Below are 22,166 nucleotides of genomic sequence, written 5' to 3'. Positions count from 1 at the left end.
ACAACACCAAAAGAAGACATACTGAAATCGGAAAAGTACCTCCAAATCAAATATTTTATCAAAAACAAATGGCTTCTTAGAAATTAAAAATATCTTTATCCTGTCCTAAGCATTGGGAGTATCATAGAGTCTACTAGATTAGATATTAAATTCTTATGATATTCTATTATTTTGGCGATATCTTTAACCACTACACATAGGTTACCGCAATAAAATCTAGCCTCACTTTTTTTCAGTGGACATTTCTTATGTATTGGCAGGGCTAGAAACATAACGTCTTTTATTTCTCATAAGTGATCTTAAAAAACGATATTAATTGCTTCTTACTAATGATTTAAAATTGGCAATAAAAAAGTCTGATTTTTCAACAAATGTTGAAATTTTTCTAATCTATCGGCATTAATTTTGTCTTTATAAAATAAGATGAAAATGAAAAAGCTAAGTATCCTATTCTTGATAATGGTCTTGATAACTATAATAGACTCATGCGCGCAATTACATCCACAAGCAAATGGCAATCCATGCGAACAAATCTCATTTGAAAATATAGAACCTTCAGAGTCAGATACATATCCTATCTCAGTATTAAATATTGATTCATTAAAAAAGACAATCGTTGTGGAAAAAGGAGTTTTTATTCCTATGGAAGATGGTATATCCTTATCTGCAAATGTATTTCGTCCCAAAAAAGAGGGGCGTTACCCTGTTGTATTATCTTTTACCGCGTACGACAAAGACAAAGGACCAGACGAGTATTCCCCTGTAGTAAATGCCGCATACCTTGATGATTTTAATCTTGGAACTTATGAAGTCAGTCCGTGGACCATGTGGGAAGGTCCTGATCCTGCCTTTTGGATATCAAATGGATATGTTGTAGTACAGGTAGATTCTCGAGGTTTTTCAAAATCTGAAGGAACTGCCACTCTATTTGATGATCAAAACATACAAGATTTTCATGAAGCTATCACTTGGGCAGGAACACAACCCTGGAGTAATGGCAATGTAGGACTCAATGGGGTCTCATATTTAGCAATTTCACAATGGGTAGCCGCTACTAAAAATCCTCCTTCTTATTTAAAAGCTATTATCCCTTGGGAAGGTAATACAGATTCATTTCGGGAAGTATTGTATCACGGTGGTATTCCGGAAACAGTTTTTACCGAATTTTGGGCAAAACGAATAAACGAATGTGCCAACGAAGAAAAACCCCTTCCCCCATTTCCGGTTTTTAAACGGATACACAAAAAGCCGCATCTCTTTCAAAAAATTTCGCCACCACCAACCATTTATTTAAATACTATTAAGGTTCCTGCTCTTATTTGTGCTACATGGTCTGATCAAGGGTTACATTCTCGTGGTTCTTTTGAAGGGTATAAGAAAATTTCTTCTGAAAATAAATGGTTATATACGCACGGACGCTCAAAATGGGCGACCTATTACAGTAAAGATGCACTCGTTTTTCAAAAAAACTTTTTCGATCATTTCCTAAAAGGAATTGAGAATGGTTTTGATAGTATTCCTTCAGTTCGCCTAGAAGTAAGAGAAAGCTTAGAAAAATACAAGGTACGCTACGAAAAATCATGGCCTATTGAAAGTACTAAATATAGAAAACTCTATTTAGAAGCCAGTTCTAATACACTTAAGGCAGGTTCCTCAAGTAAAACTGAGACAATAGATTATGATCCTCTTACAGACAATGCAAGCTTTACGTATACATTTGACAAAGACACCGAATTAAGTGGTAATATGAAACTTAAACTTTGGGTTTCTACCAGCAAAGGTTCAGATATGGACTTATTTGTAGCTATTAAAAAGCTCGATACCGAAGGCAAAGAAGTCTCTTTCTATGGAAAACTTGGATATACAAAAGGCCCTGTTTCTATGGGGTGGTTGCGCGTTTCAGAACGTGAATTAGATACCGCTAAATCTACTCCTTGGCAACCAATTTTAACCCTTCAAAATCCACAAAAACTATCCAAAAATGAAATTTTGCCTGTAGAAATCGAAATTTTGCCAAGTAGTACATTATTCACAAAGGGAGAATCTGTTCAAGTTGTTATTCAGGGAAAAGATCTCTTTTGCCATCCTTCTTTAGGACATTATTATACCGTAAACAAAGGAATACATACCATTCATACAGGTAATAAATTTGATTCTCATTTATTAGTCCCTGTAATTCCAGACTGATTTTATTAATTATATAAACGGTACTAAAAATATACTTACTAAAATTTAAATACCTGCTTCTTATTTGTATTTAAATTTTAGTAAGTATAATTTGTTTTCAGTACAATATCAAAAACTCCTTTTTTAGCGTCAGAATTTTTGACAATTTTAAAACTAATTAGGAATTAGAAATAATCATACGAATTAAAAAATTGTACTAAATTTACTTGCTAAATCATTTACCTATTTATTTTGAAAATGATTAAAGGAAAAATCAAATAAGAATGTCCGAAATTTTATCCAATGAGTATTATCTAAACACAATTTCACAATGGTTAATTGCCTTTGTATTTATTGCTGGTGGGATTATTATCGCTAAAATAGCCTATCTGCTTTTTACTAAAATTGTTAAAATTTTTACTCGTAATACAGCTTCCAGATTGGATGATATTTTATTGATTACAATGAAGAAACCTGCTATTTATGGTATTACAATCGTAGGGTTTTATCTTGGTATCGAATATCTAAACAAATCTGGAGAGGTTGCCGATTTTATGGATAAGGTTTATCATGTGATGTTTGTGATAGGTATCACCTGGTTTATTGCAAAATTGATCAACGCTATTATTGAAGAATATATGGAGCCGGTAATCGAAAGATCTGACAGTGATTTTGACGACCAGCTTTTTCCTATTATTAGAAAAATAGTAACTATTGCCATTTGGTCAATTGGTATTATTATCGCGCTTAACAATGCAGGCTATAATGTAGGCGCGTTGATTACCGGACTGGGAATCGGTGGATTGGCTTTTGCTTTAGCAGCAAAAGATTATATTGAAAATATTTTTGGAGGTATTTCTATTTTTACAGATAAACCTTTTATGGTTAATGATAGAGTACGTGTAGATGGTTTTGACGGCAAAGTTGAAGAAATTGGTATAAGAAGATCTCGAATAAGAACTACTAATGGTACTCTAGTCACCATCCCTAATGCAAAATTTATCCATAATAGTGTGGAGAATGTCGCTTTAGAACCTACACGCAAAGTTGGGCTTAAGCTTGGATTAACGTACACAACAAATGCCGAGGGAGTTGAGAGAGCCATGGATATCCTGAGAACTATTATTCAAGAACAACAAGAATTTGTGACAGAAACACCTGCCATATTTTTTGAAAATTTTGGTGAATTTTCCCTAATAATTAATTTTACCTATTTCATAAGAAAAGAAGCTGATATTGGAACTACCCAAAATAATATCAATCTCGAAATTTTAAAAAGATTTGAAAATGCTGGATTAGAATTTGCTTTTCCAACACAAACTATTTATTCTATACAAAAATAAAGGAAGCTATAACTTTACATATAAAAAAAGGATCGGTTTCATTGAAATTATTCAGTCTAAAGAGTTAGTCGTTTCTTAAAACTTCTTTTGTAAAGACACATTAAATATATTACATTGTGTTTCATAAATTAAAATACCTATGGGAGAAACTACTCCATCAGCAGCCGCTAAACAACAAGGATTAGTACCAGGAACCGTAATATATACAGGTGATAAGACATCAAGTGATTTATACATAGAAGTATTTGATTACAATAAAGATTCTTTTGAGGAAAAGGAATTAAATGATATTGAAGAGGCATTTAGGTATGCCGAATCCGAACCAGTAACCTGGGTTAATATAAATGGTATAAATCATACAGAAGCTATTGAAAAAATAGGAAAACATTATGATCTTCACCCTCTGATATTAGAAGATATAGCCAACACGCAACAACGTCCCAAAATTGATGAATATGAAAACTATCTATTCGTTGTATTAAAAATGCTTTACTTTGATAAAGATGAAAAATTAGCGATTGAACATATTAGTTTTGTAGTGGGTAAAGGATATGTTATATCGTTTCAGGAAGCAGATGGAGATGTTTTTGATGCGATTAGAAATCGTATTCGTACTGGAAAAGGTAGGGTACGAACTATGGGGGCCGATTACTTATTATATGCACTAATGGATGCTGTAGTGGATAATTATTTTAATCTTATCGAAACGATGGGAGAAAAAATTGAAGAGCTGGAGGATGACTTGTTTGAAGAAAAACCTAATGATAATATTACCTATGATATCCAAAGTCAAAAACGAGAAATTTTAAAAATACGAAGAGCTGTTTTTCCACTCAGAGAGGTTGTTAACAGGATTGAAAAAATGGAGCATCCGCTAATCCATGAAAAAACACAATTCTATCTCAGGGATTTATATGATCATATTATCCAGGTATCTGAGAGTATTGATATTTATCGCGAAATGATCTGGGGATTGATGGACATGTATATGACAACAATCAGTAATAAGATGAATGAAGTGATGAAGGTTTTAACAATTATTGCTTCTATTTTTATCCCACTTACGTTTCTGGCAGGAATCTACGGAATGAATTTTGAAAATATCCCGGAACTCAAATTCAAATATGGATATTATATTTTATGGGGTGTAATGATTATTACGTTCTTTAGCTTGTTATACTATTTTAAGAGAAAAAAGTGGTTGTAAAATCAATTCAGCCTCCATATTCTATACCTTTGGATATTTAATGTCTATTAACAATTATACAAACGGAGGTTGTCTAAAATAAATAACCAGTATGCACTAAGATACTTTTGACACATTATATGGCTTATTAGTCTCACCTAACCAGAATCAGATTGAAGGACTCGTAATAACTACTAAGATTTTTAAGACCACCCCTGTTGATTATTTTATTAACGCTAATTTTGTAACGGTTCTTACGCGATTATACTGTGTATCACCATCATCATCTACCTCGGCTTCCTCGACAGTATCAAAAGTAATACTAAAAGATTTTCCTACATATTTATTACTTTTTAACTCATATGCTTTTAAAAACTCTGGTTTAATATTTTTGAAGAAAATATTTGCTTCATCACCATCTTCGGTAGCATAGGTAAAACTAAATATATCATCTTCATATCCATCAAATGTACCTTGTACTGTTTTTGTTACCACAGGCACCTCTACTATCTCTTTTTCTAATTCCTGAGCAATCATTGTAAAATTAAAAAATAACACTACCAGAATTAATAATCTACTATTCATTATATTTTTCATCTTTTAAAATTTTAATTAGTATTATTCAATAAAACCCTTCCTTCTTATTTATGACACACTAATTTAAGTAAAGTCACAAAACTTTACAAAATTCTTGTTTTAAACAATATAGCAATTAAATCCTTTTAGTAATAGCATTATCAGGAATCAAATTTTTATCTGTGTTGCCTTTTTTATATCTTATCACCATTAGTATCATTTATGATAAACCAAGGACTATATAATATAGAAGTATTCGTAAATATATTTTCTAGTTGCACAACTTGTTGGTTAGTTTACAAATTAAAAATACCACAGATCTACTTATGAGTTTATGCACTTCATATACAGTGATTTTATTATACTTAAGCCTATTAATTTGATTCTTAAGGGCTATGTAGTTTTTTTAGACCCCACTAATCTTTCTATACAGCTAATCCAAAAAGGACTTATAATTAAAGTTAATGATATTAAACTAATAGTAAATTTGTATCCAAAGTCATTAATGATATGAAGGCTTAACGCCATAGAACTCAATAAAAAACTTAATTCTCCGATCTGAGATAATAAAGCGCCTCCTAACAGTGCCTCTTTCCAAGTACAAGAAAACGCTCTTAAAATCAATGAATTGATAAATTGATTGGTAAGATATACCGCTGCTATACTTAAAAGAATAATCCAAAGATTAGAATAAATAAATTGAATATCCATCTGTAAGCCAACGCTAATAAAGAAAAACGATACAAATAACACCCTAAATGATTGTAAAGTATCATGAATCCAATGTGTTTCTTTTGCAGAATTAATAATCATTCCTCCCACAAAAGCACCTAATGCAGCTGAAAGACCAAAAATTGAAGTAAATAATGCTCCTGCAAAACATAAAAAAATTGCTAGAAACACCTGTAACTCATGATCTCTCACTATTCTTTTAGCAAGTGGAAATGAGATTGTTTTTTTTATATAAATAAATAATAAAAGAGAAATAATAATGATCGCACCAACAACCATCATAAAATTTTCTAACGCCGTTTGAGTTTTGCCGCCCAACTGCGAAATTATAAGAAGCATTGGTACAAAAATCACATCTTGTGTTAATAGTATACTTAGTACATTCTTACCATTGGTAGTATCAATTAAATTTTTATCCTGTAAGAGTTTAATAACTACCGCAGAACTACTTAATGCTATCACAAAACCTATAATCATAGACCTTGCAAAATTCCAATTAAAAAAATATCCTATGCAAAAAACCAAAGACACACTAATGATTACCTGAGCGAGCGTTCCCAGCAATGCTACTTTCCATTGTTTCAAAAAGTCAACTAAATTGATTTCCATACCAATAAAAAATAATAATAAAATGACACCTAGCTCTCCAAAAAGATGTATGGATTCTGCATCTTCTATAATTCCAAAACCATTTTGACCAAGAATAATACCTACTAAAATATAACCTATAATATATGTTTGATTTAATTTTCTAAGAATCAAACTAATCAAAATCACAAAAATTGCCAGAATGGAGATTAAAGTAATGATTGAATCTATTTCAGAAATTAGTAACATCGATTTTTTTCATAAATATACTTCATAATAAGAAGGCAACTCATTTTATTATAAAATTAGTTACCCCGTAGTAAAAAAATTGTAGATCACACAAATTGGAATAAAAATTTAATACTACTTGTATTAGAAGTTTTTTATTAAAAGTAAGATAGAGAATACGAGATGGCAAGAGGATAAGTTAGAAAGAAACACCACTTTTAACCAATTGTAAAAGGAAAAATGCCTTTAATAAATTTATTTTTTATAAATTGAGGGTGAATAGAAAAAACTTATTTCCCCAGAATTCCTATGAAAAAACTTACTTTAATCTTATCTCTGTTGATCACCACCTGTGTGGCTGCACAACAAAACATAGACAACCTCTTAGCAGCTGGTATCAATGATGCACAGCGATTTGCTACAGCCTACATGCGACCTGCTTCTGATGGATTGGTCTATAGTATGAATAATGGATGGTTTAATTCTGGTAAAGCCAAAAAACTTTTTGGTTTTGACATATCACTAGTTATCAATGGTGCTTTTGTAAATGACGATAATAAATCCTTTATTTTAAACACTTCTGATTATGAGAATCTTCAATTTAGAGATGGTAGCACTTCAAAGGAGGTAGCTACAGCGTTTGGAGATATTCAAGGAGCAGTCGTGGTCATCGAAGGTGATAGTGGAATTCCTGCCATTCCCTCACAGGATGCAGAATTTGAACTTCCTACCGGATTGGGTAGCTCTAATATTAATTTTGTTCCTACTGCCTTTTTACAAGCGAGTTTTGGGCTTATTAAAGGAACAGAAATAAAAGCCCGATTTTTTCCAAAAGTTACTACCAATGATGCAGATGTAGGATTATATGGTTTTGGTATTCAACACGAATTTACGAGTTGGCTTCCGGCAGACAAATTATTCCCAGTAGGTATATCAGGGTTGATAGCATATACACATCTGGATGGCAGTTATGATTTTACAGACACTAATATTGTGGATGGAGAAGATCAGCGGTTTGAGAACAATACTAATACATTTTTATTTCAATTAATCGGCTCCACAAAATTACCCGTCTTTAACGTATATGGAGGGCTCGGATATCTGACGGGGACTTCAACCACAGATCTTAAAGGGACATATAGAGTGCAATCAGGAGTAATTTCACAAGAAACCATAATAGATCCTTTTTCTATAGAGAATAAAACCTCTGGAGTTAGAGCAACAATAGGTGCTAAACTTTCTTTAGCCTTTTTTAAAATGAATATAGACTATACGCTGGCAAAATATAATGGCTTATCTGTTGGTTTGCATTTTGGAATCTAACAAAACTCATAATCTTTCATAATTTTGATATGTAGCAAGGTTACTGTGCTCATTACCACTTCGATTTCGATAATGCGTATGCGAGCAGCAAATCTGTAGCTGTTCTAATTCTTTGACTCCGGCCCTTAGTATTTTTTTTAAGTCTTTTTTAGACCTCGAACTTTGGGTAGCTGCTAGATCCTCTTTAGTCCTATAAATCAAGGACTCGCAATAATTAATTCTATCAGGAATAGATAATTGGACAATAACTTGCTGATAAAGTAGGTCAATCTCACATAATTTGGCTCTAAAATTTCGTGTCAATTTTAACATCATCTTCATTTTTTTAAATAACATCTTATGAATAAATAAAATGTATCCGTTTTTTCTTACACAATTCTCTTCTCAAAACACATTCCACAACCCTATCCGATATTATAAAATATTCATAAAATTTATTTCTAATCATCTTTTATCTAAATACAACTTATTGATTAACAATAACAAAATAACTATTAATCAATGATTGTAGTAAAATATATTACTGCATGTTAAATTTAATAATCACATCAATAAACAAAATGACACATTGATGATGATTAGGAAAAATATCATTCACACCAGGTGTATAGAAATTTAATTCGATATAAACACCAATAAATTACAACTATCATTTTCAATCAAATTAGTAAAATGGAGAGACTATAACAATAACCAAGATGTATGTATACCTGATAAAATTGTCGTTTCGTATGATTAAATACTAAAATCGTAGAATTTTAGAGTAACAAACGAAAGAAAAAACTAAAAAAATCATCTAATATATAAAATCAAGTGTCACAGATATAAAAATGGTCAACTGAAAAATCATGAAAATATTTAAAAAAGAATTAACAGAAAGCATTATTGAATTAAGTAGTATTACACCAAAAAATCTTTAAAACTTTATATCCCCAAAAATTTATCATGAGAAATTTAACAACCACTCTACTCCTGTTAATTGGCGCATTAAGCTATGGACAAAATCAAAATATAAGAGGTAAGATCATCGATAATTTCGCATATCCATTAGCTGAAGCTTATATTTATAACACATCTTCAGAAAAACATACACATACGTTGGAAAATGGACTGTTCTCATTAGGTAAAAATACAATAGGAGATACAATAAGTATTCGCTTATTAGGGTTTAAAACTAAAAAAATAATACTCCGGGAACAAGATGTTACGTCTCCCCTAACTATTACTTTACATCCTGAAATTTTTCAATTAGATGAATTAATTTTAAAACAAGAAATTGATCCGTTAAGTGTTATTACCAAAATTGACAGTAAAACAAATCCTGTTAATTCTTCTCAGGAAATATTAAGAAAAATACCTGGTCTATTTATAGGTCAACATGCTGGTGGAGGAAAGGCAGAGCAACTTTTTCTCAGGGGGTTTGATGTAGATCATGGTACGGATGTTGCAATTTCTGTAGACGGCATTCCGGTTAATATGGTTTCTCATGCACATGGTCAGGGATATGCAGATTTGCATTTTGTGATTCCAGAAACTATTAACAATCTAAATTTTGGTAAGGGACCTTATTATGCAGATCAAGGGAATTTTAATACCGCCGGATTTGTTGCTATGCATACTAAGGAAAAATTTAACACTAACACGATAAAATTAGAGCTTGGTGACTTTAATACCTTTAGAACTATAGGATTATTTAATCTTATGGAAGGAGCCGCAAAAAAAGACCTATCCCTTGCTATCGAATATTTGGAAAGTGATGGAGCTTTTGAGTCTCCACAAAACTTTAACCGTATTAATCTAAATGCAAAATATACAGCCTTATTGTCTGATAATAATAAATTGAATATCACTGCTTCTCATTTTGTAAGCCGTTGGGATGCTTCTGGACAGATTCCAGAAAGAGCTGTCGCGGATAGGACCATTTCCCGTTTTGGAGCCATTGATGATACAGAAGGAGGAAATACATCAAGAACCAATCTGAGTGCCACTTATTCAAAATTTATTTCAGATAATACTACCTTAAAAACAAATGCCTATTATTCTTTATATGATTTTGAACTGTATTCTAATTTTACTTTTTTCTTGAATGATCCTATCAATGGTGATCAAATTAAACAATTCGAAGATCGCTCTATATCAGGTTTCTCGAGTATTCTTACTACCAGAACCTTGCTGGGAACCACTACTACGGATTTTAATATTGGGATTGGACTAAGAAATGATAAAATTAATGACAATGAACTCTCTAGTACACTGAACAGAAAAGAAATAATATCCATACTTAGCTTGGGTAATGTAGACGAAACCAATGCGTATGGATTTCTAGATGCAACGCTAGATTATGGAAGATTAAAAATTACACCAGGTGTTCGACTTGATTATTTTAAAAATTTATATGAAGATAATTTACAAGATACTTATGAAACACAGTCTAGTACTTCATTTATGGTGAATCCTAAGTTGAAGATTTCTTATGATGTAACAGATAATATAAATATATTCTTAAAATCGGGAACCGGATTTCATAGTAATGACACTCGGGTAGTTGTAGCTAGATCAGCAGACAAAGTACTACCACGTGCATATGGAGTAGATATGGGATTAAGCTGGAAACCATTTAAATCGCTGTTTTTAAATACTACTGGCTGGTATTTAGGCTTAGAACAAGAATTTGTATACGTGGGTGATGAAGGTGTAGTAGAACCTAGTGGTCAAACCAAAAGATTAGGTGCTGATCTAAGTGCCAGATACCAAATAAATGATTGGTTATTTCTAAACTCTGACTTTACCTATACCTATGCCAGAAGTACCGATGAGCCTAGTGGTCAGGATTATATTCCTCTGGCACCAAAAATAACCGCTGCAGGAGGTATCACTGTCAATAATTTTCATGAATTCTCAGGAGGATTGCAATACAGACACCTAGGAGATCGTGCCGCTAATGAAGATAATAGTATTATTGCAGAGGGATACACTGTAATTGATGCTAACATTAATTATACCATCAAAAATATTACAGTAGGGATACGTGTAGAAAACTTATTTGATACAGAATGGAATGAAACTCAATTTGCTACAACCTCGAGATTAGCAAATGAAACGGAACCTGTAGAAGAAATTCATTTTACTCCTGGCACCCCCTTCTTTATTAAAGGAAATATCTCTTATAGCTTTTAAGTGCCTATTTAAAATTTGTACTTGTCTACTTAACTTTTGTTTTATCACTACAAAAGGCTGGAAATTTATAAATTCGTTTAATTTTAAAAAACTTGATCTAGTAATCTTTACTTGTCAATTAAAAATAATAATTAAATAAAAAAGCATAGGAATGGTTTCCCCTATGCTCTCTTTTATTATCATTTTATTTTACTAGAAATTTAACTGATTCTCCTGGAGAATATCTTCTATCGGCTCTACGAGATTACGAATAATTTGCTCTCCGGCCTTATCATTTACCAAGGCTACCAAAATATAACGTCTTTCTGGAGAGCCCCAGACCAAAATAGAATCTGAATGATAAGTACTCCAAGATCCTGATTTTCTGAACAGTTTAGCTTTAGGCGCTATCTTATCCAGAGTATTTACAAACTTATGATGCAATGCAGGATCTACCATAATATCCAGCATTTGTTTAGATCTTTCTTTACTTACTAATTTACCTTGATATAATAAGTAATAAAATCTACATACTTGAGACACTGTCGCTGCGTGACTTAAATTTTTAATCGGCTCTCTATTTGTAGCCCCACCAGCTGCATAACGTTTGCCTACCCATAGTCCACCACCAAATTCTTCATCATATAATCCATAACGCTCATTAGTAAGTACAGATTCTATTTTATCATATCCTAATCTATCAATCATACGAGTCGTTGCCTGATTATTAGATTTACTTATCATCAGATGCATGTCTTTTTTTATAATCTCTGTCTCTTTTAATTCACCTTTATCAATTGCATCCATAGCTGCTAATAAAACTGCTATTTTTGGTAAACTTGCAGCATACATCATCTCATTACCATGTACTCTGGCATAACGAATATGATCTGTATCTGCTAAATCTACGATACCGACTGACATTCTTTTTTGTGCTATTAACTTTTCCCATTTTGGATTAGCCCTTAACGTTTCTTCTAGTTTTTTCTGTAAATCCATATCAAGCAACTCTCTTAATGGAATAGCATTATTTGTGGATAGATTCATGGGTAGGTCCTGAGCTTTTACTAATTGAATAGTAAAAACTACTAAGAGTAGTAAAATACAGTTGTTTTTCATTATTATATATTTAGAATAAATAAGACACATAACTTTTATAAAGTCACTGAAAAAACCAATATATTTATTAAAATTAATTTGTATTTTACCTAATCACTGCAAATAAGACTTTATAGCTTTACGCTACTAATCAAAAACGGTACTATCTATGATAAATGTTTTAATTCCTATGGATTATTCTGAAAATGCAAATAATGCGCTAGCATATGCCAGAATATTATTTAGTAGTACACCTTGTACATTCTATATCTTACATATTTTTGTGAGTCATCCTTCTAACCTTATCACAGATAAAAATACAGATGATTTTTTTCTTGACATGATTAAAGAAAAAGAAACAGAACTTAAAAAGTTTATAAAACCAATACAGGAGAATAACACTATCTCACAACACCACTTCAAGCCCATTATAAAAGCGACCACGGTACTCAAAGCAATAAGTAATGTAATCGATACAAAATCTATTCATTTTTTAGCTATGGGCACAAAAGGAGGAAAAAGTAATCAGGAGATTTTTTTAGGAACTCATGCTACGCGAATTCTGAATGATATTAAAACCTGTGCTCTGGTATTAGTACCAAAAAGTTATATGAGTAAAGCTCCATCGCAAATAGTTTTTTCTACTAATTTCAAAAGAGATTTTAAGGAAAAAGAGTTTCTACTATACAAAACATTACTTCAATTAACAGGAAGTAAATTAAAAGTTGTTCAGGTAATGGAGGAAGAATATTTATCTGATATTCAAAAAGTCAATAAGGAACACCTAAAAAAACTATTCGTTGGCATAGATTATTTTTTTCATAAGATTACTATTGAAACTTCTGAAAGTAATGCTATTCGAGATTTTGTTCTGCAGACACAAAGTGATCTTATCACATTTATCAATCATAAATATAGTTTTTTGCAGAAACTATTGGAAGAGGACGTTGTAAAGAATATCAGTTTTCATAGTCCTGTACCTATTTTATTGTTACCAGAAATAGAATGATTTACAACAAATCTCAATCAGATGTTGAAAATTAAAAATGTCAAATTATTTTAAGTTTTCAAAATCCTGAGTAATTCCTAAACATCTATAGTATAACATCAAAGGAGAAGGCTTTCTTATAGTTATTTTAAATCCTCTGGATTGATCAAGCCTTCCTCTAATAATTGTTTCATGACAATCTCTGTCATATCACTTTTAAATATAAATTCATATCTGATATCTACTACATATGCTTTCAATCGCATTTTAAAATACGATCTGCGCTCCTTCACTTCATTAAAAAACAACACTGCAATTGGTTTATTTAAATAAATATACTTAGAAACCTGTGCTGCTTCAATAGCAACTTGTCTTATTTTATTGGTATCAGCAGTTATTGGTAAATATACTTCTGCTACTACCTGGCAGTTTGCTTCTCCATTATTAGAATTAGATACTGATTTATTCATCAATTCTCCATTAGGAATACTTACTAAAGAATCATCGGGGGTTACAATTCTTATAGACCGCAAACCTATTTCGACAACCTCACCATAAAAGCTACCAGTTTCTATCTTATCACCTACTTTAAAAGGACGATCTAACAAAATCATGACACCCCCAAAAATATTCTTTAGAATATCCTGAGCTGCAAATCCTATTGCAATACCCAGAGATGCTGATACTGCGATTAACGTAGCAGCTGGAGGTCTGAAAACACCTACGACAATAATTATAATTATAAAAATCCATCCAAAAATTTTTATAATTGGAATAAGTCCTTTAATCGTAATTCTTTGATTTGCGGATTTCTCAGCAAGACGTTCTAATAGAGAAACTAAAAATTTTATAACAACATATCCTACAAGAATAAATATCAATGCCCAAATAATCTTACCTATAGAAAAAAATTCCCAGATCGGCGGTGGACTTAAATCTTCTATCACCTCTTTTTCGATCGTATCAATATCTTTTATTAATTTTTCTTTTTCCGTATTTTTTTGTGGTGTAGCCACACTATCTACAGCCACCGTGGTTACTGGTGCAGATGATGGCGGTACTACACTATTTTGAGCACTTATAATTCCTGTAATAAGAAAAATATAGCTAATAAAAATCTTTTGTATCATAACTTAGTGTAAGAAATTTTTACTTTTCAACAATGTTACTATTTGTCTATATAACAAAGTATTAATTGTATAATATTCACGATCAACTGTAAGAAGTCCTATTTCGTAGAGCGAATTTACAATTCTTTTGGTCTGTGCAAGATCCAGTCCTGATATACTACTAATATGATCAATTTTTAATTGTTCATGCTGTAAAATTCCATTGAGAATAAATAATCTTGATGCCGCCAGATTCTCTATGAAAGAGAGGTCTATATTTTTCAAAGATCTCATATGAATAGTGCTTCCTGAAACCGAGGTAGCAGATCGTAACCAATACATAAAGGCAATTTTAAAATTACTTTTTGAGATCTTATACAAATCAACATAAAACTCAGCCTGAAGTATTTTTTGTTGCTCTGCTTCAGTTGCTTTCTGATACTTTTTATTTAAAAATTCTTTTGGAGGCTCTTCAAAATATAGATTGTATCCGCTTACTTTGTGTCTTTTTACCAGAGCATCAGTAAGTGTTTTACTATCCATATCATCTACATCTATACGATGTGTAAATTGATCCGATAAGCTTATTGATTTATCTAAGTATTGATATGCATATTTAGCACAAGTACACACCCAAAAAACATTTTTATAAGTCAGTGAAATAAGTTCTGACAGAGTATGCAGTGCCTCAAAACCTTTTATTTTTCTAAAATATAAAGATTGTAAATTCTCTAAGAACACAAATCTTTGTCTTCCTGTATTTAAAAATGAAACCCACTCCTCTAGCGACTTCAGTTCTTTAGAAAACGATATAGAAAGAAACTCGAACAGTTGCTCCGCAGTGTAAATTGTTTCATCCACTGATAGCATTAATACTTCTGGAAGCTCTTCGTTTTTCTGTTTAAAATAATGAAATAATGAAGTTTTTCCTGCACCTTTCTCTCCAATAATAACAACAGTAATAAAACGATCTTTTTTCCATGTTGAATATGCCGTATGAATAGTCTCTACTGCTTTTTCATTTCCAATAAAAAAGGCTTCATTATGCAAAGTTTCAGATCTGAATAATCTTTGATAAACAAAGGGAAGCTTATCTACAGATCTTTCTGCTTCCATTAAGAAATCGGATAACTCACTTGTGATTGCACCAGAATTCTTTAACAGACCTAACTTAGCCATTTTAGCAAGTACAAACTCTGTTGATTTGGTATATATTTGTTTAGAAAATGTTATTGCAATAGGAACTGCATAAATTATACTACTCTTAATTTTCTGCTTGATCGCTTTACTCTTTTCTACGGATATTGCCTTGGCAATCATCAGTTTTATCTCTAGTATATTTTCATTTTCGGTGAAACTGATCATCCTTTTGGTAAACTTATCCAAGCTCTCTGTGAGAAGTTCTTGTAAATCATCCTGAAAAGATTGAACTGTAAGTGTAAGCGTATCTAATTTATCCAGATTTCTTTGTATTCCTTCTAAGGCTACAGTTTTAGGATTTGCATCAGAAATCTCTTCTTCCAGTAAGGCTAACGATGATTCTAGATTAAACTCTGCAATTTGCCCGAGTTCATTAACCGTCTGTATAGTATCATCAAATTTTAAAGACATGGCCACCTTTGCCGCATTTATTTTTTCTAAAAAAGAGGGCCAGCTCTCATAATTGATCAATTCATAAGGTGAGATATAATTGATCGCTGAGGATGAACCTGGTTTTTGAAAATCTATTTCTTTTGAAATGGCTCTTTTTGTTGAAACCTTAGCTAATAAACCTTGAAGACTGCTTTCAAAATTGGTGATAACAGAAGTTAACTCCATCCCCGCGATCTCCTGATTTACCTTAGATAAGACCTTTGTCTCAAAAACAGAAGACAGCTTCTCTATTTCTTCAGAAATATTACTTTTTAAATGCTCGTTATCTTTTGCTTCATCAATATGTTTTAAAACATCATTCTGATATTTGCGTATAACGTCTAATTGTTTGATAATAGTATTGGCACGCTGACTAACTTCTGCATTGAGCTTATCATAATGACGATATGTTTTAAAAACCAAATTGTAAATTTCGAGATCAATATCCCAATCATCTCGTAGAACAGAAAACGTGTAATTCCAGGAATCATATTTTTTTTGGATATTTTTCTCTATGGCAACTCTTTTTTCATCGACCTTTGATATTACAAATTGATCATTTGCTAACTCAAAAGTCCCTGCTTTTGACAGCGCGTTTTGGTAGTCGATAAAAACGGTATCTAATACCGCGTCCAATATATTTTTAATATCTCTTTTTGTATTCGCCAATACATCAAGCATTTTATCAATCTGAAAAAGATTCTCTGTCAATTCTAAGGGAGTTTCAGACTCTAAAAAATTGATGATTTTATCGTCAATCAATGTATCTAATTTCCAGCTATCTTCTGTCGTGGCAGCAATGTTTTTAAATGTGACATCTATAATACTTTGTAACCTTAGTATCACTGTATTTTTGTAGAAGTAAGAAGTAATTCCTTTGACTGGGACTTTTTGACTCCAAAAATGGATAGGCTTTTTAGTTTTCCTAAAGATATTACTTATACGTAGTGGTATTTTAGAACATTTAAATAATGTACGTTTGAAAAATTTACTGATTTTAACATTTCTGCTGTCTGATGGAATTGCGTAGAAACGATCCTTATGTTGCACTACTGTTAGTACATCTGCCTGGGTATTAATATAGGTTTCTAAAGACTGTAAATACTTTACAAAATGAAGATTCGTATTTTCTTTTTGTAGTGTGTCAAAATACAAAATAACGATACCTGATAATTGTTGTTTATAAGCTATAAAAGTATCAAGAATTTCATTTTTTTGTTTGGAGGTTTCTAAAATAGCTATTGTATGCTGAATTTTTAAAACTTCTTCTAAAAATCTCTCTTGTTTTTCTACAGGAGCTAGTAAATCAGGAAGCAATTGATCCTTTACAATTTTTTCAAGCTCTTGTTTTATTTTTTCTATATGCTCAACCATCAATGTGATTTATGTCTATAATCGTCTGTCAAATGTATAATTAATACCTAAAAAAAAACTATCGAAATGGATTTTAATCTTAAAAAGAGTGTAAGAATTTAACTTTTACTCAGGTGGGTCAAGCAACTATTCATTTTATTCATTTTTAATAATTTCCACAGTGTTTTTTATTATCTCTTTAATTGGTACGCGTATTATACCTGTTACTCCGGCAAGTGTTATATAAGTGTCATCTATCGCTTCAATACATCCCTGTATGGTATCTGTTTTTATAGTATCTCCAATTACATAGTGATTCTCATCTTTAAACACATCAACAATATCAGCAATTATATATTCTTTGATTCCTTCTGGTACTGTCTTATCGGTTTCTATTTTTTTAAAAGGATTTTTTTCTTCCATTACAAACTTTTAGTATGTACCGCTATCAATTTCTGTTTTGCTCTTTTTAATCTCATTTTAATCGCGCTTTCGCCAATGCCATAGATCACCATCATTTCTTTTATCGAAACATCATCCTGATATTTTAATAATAATAAAGCTTTCTCCATAGGATCTATTTGATCCAATGCTAAAGTAAGCTTACTGGCTTTTAATTGAAAAAGAGTCTCTTCATCAACTATTTCTAAATCATTATCAGAAAATAAATGATACTCGTGTTCCTTCATAGCGTCTGATAAACTTTTCATTTTCTTACCTGTATCCCTATTACTATAATTCACACAAAAATTATATGTAAAGGCATATAACCATGTAGAAAATTTAGATGTACCATTAAAACTATGTAGTTTAGTAAATAGTTTTAAAAATACCTCTTGGGTTAAATCTTTCGCTTCATCGCTGTCTTTAGCGAAACTATAACATTTGTTATATACCTTTTTACTATATCTATCATATAAAACGCTAAACAATAAGCTGCTTTTCGTAACTACAATTTGTTCTACCAGTTCTTCATCCGATACCCTATGTTTAATCGCTTTTGCATTTTTACTAATCAACACAAAAAATAATCGAGGAACAGAAGTCATTATAGGCTGTTTGTATTATGGTTAGTATAAAATTCACTTTTTTAAATATAAAGAAAAAAGTCTCCTTTTTTAAAACTATAGTAACTTAATTGTCAATAAAACCATTAATATTGATTTCGCCTCTGCACTTCATTAACAATGATCGCATCCTTTAATAATAGAATTAATCAAGTTTATAACATCCTATCAATACTATTTTTAGAATTGCTTTCATATAAAAAAATTCCTATAGAATCACGTAAGATAAAAATGATTTATTCATATTAAATAAGAGGTTTAGCTATTTTTTTTAGTAATTTTCCTATATCTGTATTTTTGCATTATAACCTCGTATATCAAGCATCAATGAAAAAAAAGTATATCATAGCATTTGATCAGGGTACTACGAGTACCAGAGCCATTATTTTTGATTCTACTGGAACAATTTGCGGCATCGCTCAAAAAGAATTACCTCAATACTACCCAAACCCCGGATGGGTAGAACACGATGCGTTAGAGATTTTTAACCATCAACAAGAAGTTTTTAAAAAGGTTTTGATTACCTCAAAAATATCAGCAGATCAAATTGCAGGTATTGGGATTACGAATCAAAGAGAAACTACAGTAGTATGGGACAAAAATTCCGGAAAACCTATATACAACGCTATAGTTTGGCTGGACAAAAGAACCACAGAGATTTGTAATCATCTAAAAAAAAGAGGACTAGAAAATTATATTGCAAAGAATACCGGTTTGGTTATTGACTCTTACTTCTCTGGCACCAAATTACAATGGATATTAGATCATGTAGAAGGCGCAAGAGAACAAGCAGAAAACGGAGAATTACTTTTTGGAACTATTGATACTTGGTTATTGTGGAAATTCACAGATGGACGCCAACATATTACTGATCATTCTAATGCGTCCAGAACGATGTTGTATAATATCATAAAATTAGATTGGGATAAAAAAATGTTATCAGAATTAAATATCCCTCACGTTATGCTTCCTCAGGTACAACATTCTTCCTCTGATTTTGGCAATATCGTATATCAAAGTAAAAAAATTCCGGTGTACGGGATGGCAGGAGATCAACAAGCTTCTTTATTTGGACAAGGCGGTTACAAAACCGGAATTGCTAAAAACACGTATGGAACAGGATGTTTTATGCTTCTTAATACGGGTAAAAAAGCATATCAATCTAATAATGGATTAGTGACCACAGTATGTTGTACTCTAGCAGATGAACCCATAAAATATGCACTAGAAGGAAGTATTTTTGCCGGAGGAGCCACCATCCAATGGTTACGGGATCAAATGAATTTTATTAATACTGCTTCAGAGACCGAGGAAATATGTAACAACACACCATCATCTGAAGAACTTTATGTAGTTCCTGCTTTTGCTGGATTGGGAGCTCCGCATTGGGATATGAAGGCTAAAGGTGCTATTTATGGACTCTCTTTGGATTCAGACAAAAATGACCTGACTAAAGCAACGGTAGAAGCCATAGCATATCAAACCCGTGATGTATTAGATGCCATGATAGAAGATAGTGGTAAATTAATGAAAGAATTAAAAGTTGATGGTGGGGCAGCTGCTAATAATTATTTAATGCAGTTTCAGGCAGATATTTTAAATATTGAGGTAGATCGACCAGAAATGCTAGAATTAACAGCACTAGGTGTGGCCTTTTTAGCTGGAATTAAAGCTGGGATATGGACTAAAAAAGATATTTCTAAAATCCGGACAGTAGATACACTATTTAAACCATCAATTTCAGAACATGAACGTCATAGAAAATATACTGGATGGCAGGATGCAGTAGAAAGAACAAAAACAACAACACCGTATACAGTATCTTTACCAGAGGTATCAGAGGTTCGTTTTTCTGTTTTGGATCGCAAAAGACATATCCGCAGAGCCAGAACTACCACGTATGATCTTGTCGTTATAGGAGGAGGAGTTACAGGAGCTGGTATTGCACTGGATGCAGCATCCAGAGGACTACACGTATGTCTCATTGAAAAGAACGATTTTGCATCAGGCACCAGTAATAAGTCTACAAAATTAATTCACGGTGGCCTACGTTATTTGAAACAATTCGAAATCGGCCTGGTCAAAGAATCAGGTAGTGAACGTGCGATTGTTCATCAATTAGCGCCACATCTGGTCGTACCAGAAAAAATGTTACTTCCGCTTATTGAAGGAGGTACCTATGGAAAATTAATGACCGCCATTGGACTAAAAGTGTATGATTTTCTTGCTAATGTAGAAGGAGATGATCAGCGCAAAATGCTGAGTGCATCAGAGACTAGCGCAAAAGAGCCTTTATTAGGCAAAGAAAAGCTAACAGGTGGCGGATATTATGCTGAATATAGAACAGATGACGCACGACTCACTATAGAACTTCTTAAAAAAGCAGCATCCTACGGTGCTACCATCATTAATTATTGTGAGATGACCTCTTTTAATTATAATGAAGAAGGTAAAATAAAAAATGTTCAATGTCTTGATCATAACACGCAGCAAACTTTTACGGTTCATTCTAAGAATTATGTTTCAGCAGCGGGACCCTGGGTGGATCTTTTACGTAAAAAGGATCAATCTATGAATAATAAGTACTTACATCTTACTAAGGGTGTACATATTGTTTTCTCCAGAGAACGATTTCCACTTACACAATCCATTTATTTTGATGTAGCAGATGGAAGAATGATTTTTGCCATTCCAAGAGGAAGAGCCGTTTATGTGGGAACCACAGACACTAATTATAGTGCTAACCTGAATCGTGTGGTTGCCACTAAAAATGACGCAATATATCTGTTAAACGCTGTAAATGATATGTTCCCGTCTGTAAAATTAACTATAGATCACATAGAATCTAATTGGGCTGGCTTAAGACCACTGATACACGAAGATGGAAAAGATCCATCTGAATTATCAAGAAAAGATGAAATTTTTGTATCTAAGACAGGGCTAATTTCAATTGCCGGGGGAAAACTTACCGGATATCGTAAAATGGCACAACGAGTTATAGACGCCGTATTAAAAACAATGAGTGATAGTAAAAGAGAAAACTTTGAGAAATCTCATACTAAAAATATTCCTCTTACCAGTACGCCATTAAAAGACACCACAGCGGTTAACCAGTATATTACAAATATCAATCAGGAATTAGAGGGTTTAGGAATGAATGACCCATATTATGGCTGGTATCTGGTCACTACATATGGAAAACAAACAGATATCATTATGAATAAAGTACCTTATTTCTTAAACGATGATATTACAGAAAAATTAATCCGAGCAGAAGTTTGGTATGGTATTCATCATGAAATGATTAATAGTTTATCAGACTTTTTTGTAAGAAGAACAGGAAGACTTTATTTTGACATAGATAGCGTACACCAATATAGATCTATTGTACAAGAAGATTTGATTAAATATTTAGGCTGGGATGAGTCACGTTTGGAGAGAGAGAACCACTACCTTAATCTGTTAATACAAGATGTGTCCACATTCTATGAAAAAGAAATAATATAAGGTCTGACATTCTAATTAATTCATAAATAAACTAGCTCCATCTAAAAAGTATGAGATATCAAAAACAACAGCGCTTTGCAAATGCATATTGTTTGAAGCTTTTTCATTTATTGG

The 22,166-nt window shown here is 32.1% G+C and carries 15 protein-coding genes; 7 read left to right on the top strand and 8 right to left on the bottom strand.

Annotation, left to right across the window (positions count from 1 at the left end):
- Positions 1 to 429 precede the first annotated feature (429 nt).
- From ABD816_RS19990 to corA, 3 genes are all read left to right on the top strand, one after another.
- Positions 430 to 2,187: a CocE/NonD family hydrolase gene (locus ABD816_RS19990; RefSeq protein ID WP_344930443.1), complete on the top strand. Its 1,758-nt coding sequence runs from the start codon at positions 430 to 432 to the stop codon at positions 2,185 to 2,187.
- A gap of 263 nt (positions 2,188 to 2,450) precedes the next feature.
- Entirely contained in the window at positions 2,451 to 3,509 is a 1,059-nt protein-coding gene (locus ABD816_RS19985; protein ID WP_344930442.1) for a mechanosensitive ion channel family protein, read from the top strand.
- 139 nt (positions 3,510 to 3,648) lie between these two features.
- Positions 3,649 to 4,716 (top strand): magnesium/cobalt transporter CorA, encoded by a 1,068-nt coding sequence (corA, locus tag ABD816_RS19980; RefSeq protein WP_344930440.1) that lies wholly within the window; start codon positions 3,649 to 3,651, stop codon positions 4,714 to 4,716.
- Between the two features lie 201 nt (positions 4,717 to 4,917).
- Here corA and ABD816_RS19975 read toward each other — a convergent pair whose 3' ends face one another.
- Together ABD816_RS19975 and ABD816_RS19970 are read right to left on the bottom strand one after the other, a co-directional pair.
- Entirely contained in the window at positions 4,918 to 5,292 is a 375-nt protein-coding gene (locus ABD816_RS19975; protein ID WP_344930438.1) for a hypothetical protein, read from the bottom strand.
- 372 nt (positions 5,293 to 5,664) lie between these two features.
- Entirely contained in the window at positions 5,665 to 6,840 is a 1,176-nt protein-coding gene (locus tag ABD816_RS19970) for a cation:proton antiporter (RefSeq protein ID WP_344930437.1), read from the bottom strand.
- A gap of 288 nt (positions 6,841 to 7,128) precedes the next feature.
- Between ABD816_RS19970 and ABD816_RS19965 the strand changes: the two genes are divergently transcribed.
- Positions 7,129 to 8,142 (top strand): DUF6588 family protein, encoded by a 1,014-nt coding sequence (locus ABD816_RS19965; protein ID WP_344930436.1) that lies wholly within the window; start codon positions 7,129 to 7,131, stop codon positions 8,140 to 8,142.
- 6 nt (positions 8,143 to 8,148) lie between these two features.
- On the opposite strand, the gene ABD816_RS19960 is transcribed toward ABD816_RS19965, so the two are convergent.
- On the bottom strand, positions 8,149 to 8,457 hold the full coding sequence (locus tag ABD816_RS19960) for a hypothetical protein (protein ID WP_344930434.1): 309 nt from the start codon (positions 8,455 to 8,457) through the stop codon (positions 8,149 to 8,151).
- 630 nt (positions 8,458 to 9,087) lie between these two features.
- Between ABD816_RS19960 and ABD816_RS19955 the strand changes: the two genes are divergently transcribed.
- The gene (locus ABD816_RS19955) at positions 9,088 to 11,319 is read left to right on the top strand and encodes a TonB-dependent receptor (RefSeq protein ID WP_344930432.1); all 2,232 of its coding nucleotides are present in this window, start codon (positions 9,088 to 9,090) and stop codon (positions 11,317 to 11,319) included.
- A 192-nt stretch (positions 11,320 to 11,511) separates the two neighbouring features.
- On the opposite strand, the gene ABD816_RS19950 is transcribed toward ABD816_RS19955, so the two are convergent.
- Entirely contained in the window at positions 11,512 to 12,417 is a 906-nt protein-coding gene (locus tag ABD816_RS19950) for a serine hydrolase (protein ID WP_344930430.1), read from the bottom strand.
- 148 nt (positions 12,418 to 12,565) lie between these two features.
- Here ABD816_RS19950 and ABD816_RS19945 point away from each other — a divergent pair, with 148 nt between their 5' ends.
- A complete protein-coding gene (locus ABD816_RS19945; RefSeq protein WP_344930428.1) occupies positions 12,566 to 13,405 on the top strand; it encodes a universal stress protein in 840 nt (279 codons plus the stop codon).
- Between the two features lie 122 nt (positions 13,406 to 13,527).
- Here the strand turns inward: ABD816_RS19945 and ABD816_RS19940 are convergent, their stop codons facing one another.
- The 4 genes from ABD816_RS19940 to ABD816_RS19925 all read right to left on the bottom strand — a co-directional run bounded on the left by ABD816_RS19940 (position 13,528) and on the right by ABD816_RS19925 (position 18,527).
- Positions 13,528 to 14,514 carry a mechanosensitive ion channel family protein gene (locus ABD816_RS19940; RefSeq protein WP_344930426.1) on the bottom strand — a complete coding sequence of 329 codons (987 nt, stop codon included), beginning with the start codon at positions 14,512 to 14,514 and terminating at the stop codon, positions 13,528 to 13,530.
- A 3-nt stretch (positions 14,515 to 14,517) separates the two neighbouring features.
- Positions 14,518 to 17,499: a hypothetical protein gene (locus ABD816_RS19935; protein WP_344930424.1), complete on the bottom strand. Its 2,982-nt coding sequence runs from the start codon at positions 17,497 to 17,499 to the stop codon at positions 14,518 to 14,520.
- Between the two features lie 135 nt (positions 17,500 to 17,634).
- Positions 17,635 to 17,901 (bottom strand): hypothetical protein, encoded by a 267-nt coding sequence (locus ABD816_RS19930; RefSeq protein WP_344930421.1) that lies wholly within the window; start codon positions 17,899 to 17,901, stop codon positions 17,635 to 17,637.
- Positions 17,901 to 18,527 carry an RNA polymerase sigma factor gene (locus tag ABD816_RS19925; RefSeq protein ID WP_344930419.1) on the bottom strand — a complete coding sequence of 209 codons (627 nt, stop codon included), beginning with the start codon at positions 18,525 to 18,527 and terminating at the stop codon, positions 17,901 to 17,903. The genes ABD816_RS19930 and ABD816_RS19925 overlap by 1 nt, the downstream gene beginning before the upstream one ends.
- Positions 18,528 to 18,872: 345 nt before the next feature.
- Here ABD816_RS19925 and glpK point away from each other — a divergent pair, with 345 nt between their 5' ends.
- Positions 18,873 to 22,052 (top strand): glycerol kinase GlpK, encoded by a 3,180-nt coding sequence (gene glpK, locus ABD816_RS19920; protein WP_344930417.1) that lies wholly within the window; start codon positions 18,873 to 18,875, stop codon positions 22,050 to 22,052.
- The last annotated feature ends 114 nt before the right edge of the window (positions 22,053 to 22,166 follow it).

The organism is Aquimarina addita (assembly GCF_039539305.1).
Classification (GTDB): Bacteria; Bacteroidota; Bacteroidia; order Flavobacteriales; family Flavobacteriaceae; genus Aquimarina; species Aquimarina addita.
Note: the sequence above shows the minus strand (reverse complement) of the source record. Positions and strands in the feature narration are given on the sequence as shown.

Bases quoted from the DNA above. Each gene is read 5' to 3' on its own strand.
- ABD816_RS19935 (WP_344930424.1), bottom strand. From the start codon at position 17,499: ATGGTTGAGCATATAGAAAAAATAAAACAAGAGCTTGAAAAAATTGTA.
- ABD816_RS19955 (WP_344930432.1), top strand. From the start codon at position 9,088: ATGAGAAATTTAACAACCACTCTACTCCTGTTAATTGGCGCATTAAGC.
- ABD816_RS19990 (WP_344930443.1), top strand. From the start codon at position 430: ATGAAAAAGCTAAGTATCCTATTCTTGATAATGGTCTTGATAACTATA.
- ABD816_RS19940 (WP_344930426.1), bottom strand. From the start codon at position 14,514: ATGATACAAAAGATTTTTATTAGCTATATTTTTCTTATTACAGGAATT.
- ABD816_RS19965 (WP_344930436.1), top strand. From the start codon at position 7,129: ATGAAAAAACTTACTTTAATCTTATCTCTGTTGATCACCACCTGTGTG.
- corA (WP_344930440.1), top strand. From the start codon at position 3,649: ATGGGAGAAACTACTCCATCAGCAGCCGCTAAACAACAAGGATTAGTA.
- ABD816_RS19970 (WP_344930437.1), bottom strand. From the start codon at position 6,840: ATGTTACTAATTTCTGAAATAGATTCAATCATTACTTTAATCTCCATT.
- ABD816_RS19950 (WP_344930430.1), bottom strand. From the start codon at position 12,417: ATGAAAAACAACTGTATTTTACTACTCTTAGTAGTTTTTACTATTCAA.
- ABD816_RS19985 (WP_344930442.1), top strand. From the start codon at position 2,451: ATGTCCGAAATTTTATCCAATGAGTATTATCTAAACACAATTTCACAA.
- ABD816_RS19925 (WP_344930419.1), bottom strand. From the start codon at position 18,527: ATGACTTCTGTTCCTCGATTATTTTTTGTGTTGATTAGTAAAAATGCA.
- ABD816_RS19960 (WP_344930434.1), bottom strand. From the start codon at position 8,457: ATGATGTTAAAATTGACACGAAATTTTAGAGCCAAATTATGTGAGATT.
- ABD816_RS19945 (WP_344930428.1), top strand. From the start codon at position 12,566: ATGATAAATGTTTTAATTCCTATGGATTATTCTGAAAATGCAAATAAT.
- glpK (WP_344930417.1), top strand. From the start codon at position 18,873: ATGAAAAAAAAGTATATCATAGCATTTGATCAGGGTACTACGAGTACC.
- ABD816_RS19975 (WP_344930438.1), bottom strand. From the start codon at position 5,292: ATGAAAAATATAATGAATAGTAGATTATTAATTCTGGTAGTGTTATTT.
- ABD816_RS19930 (WP_344930421.1), bottom strand. From the start codon at position 17,901: ATGGAAGAAAAAAATCCTTTTAAAAAAATAGAAACCGATAAGACAGTA.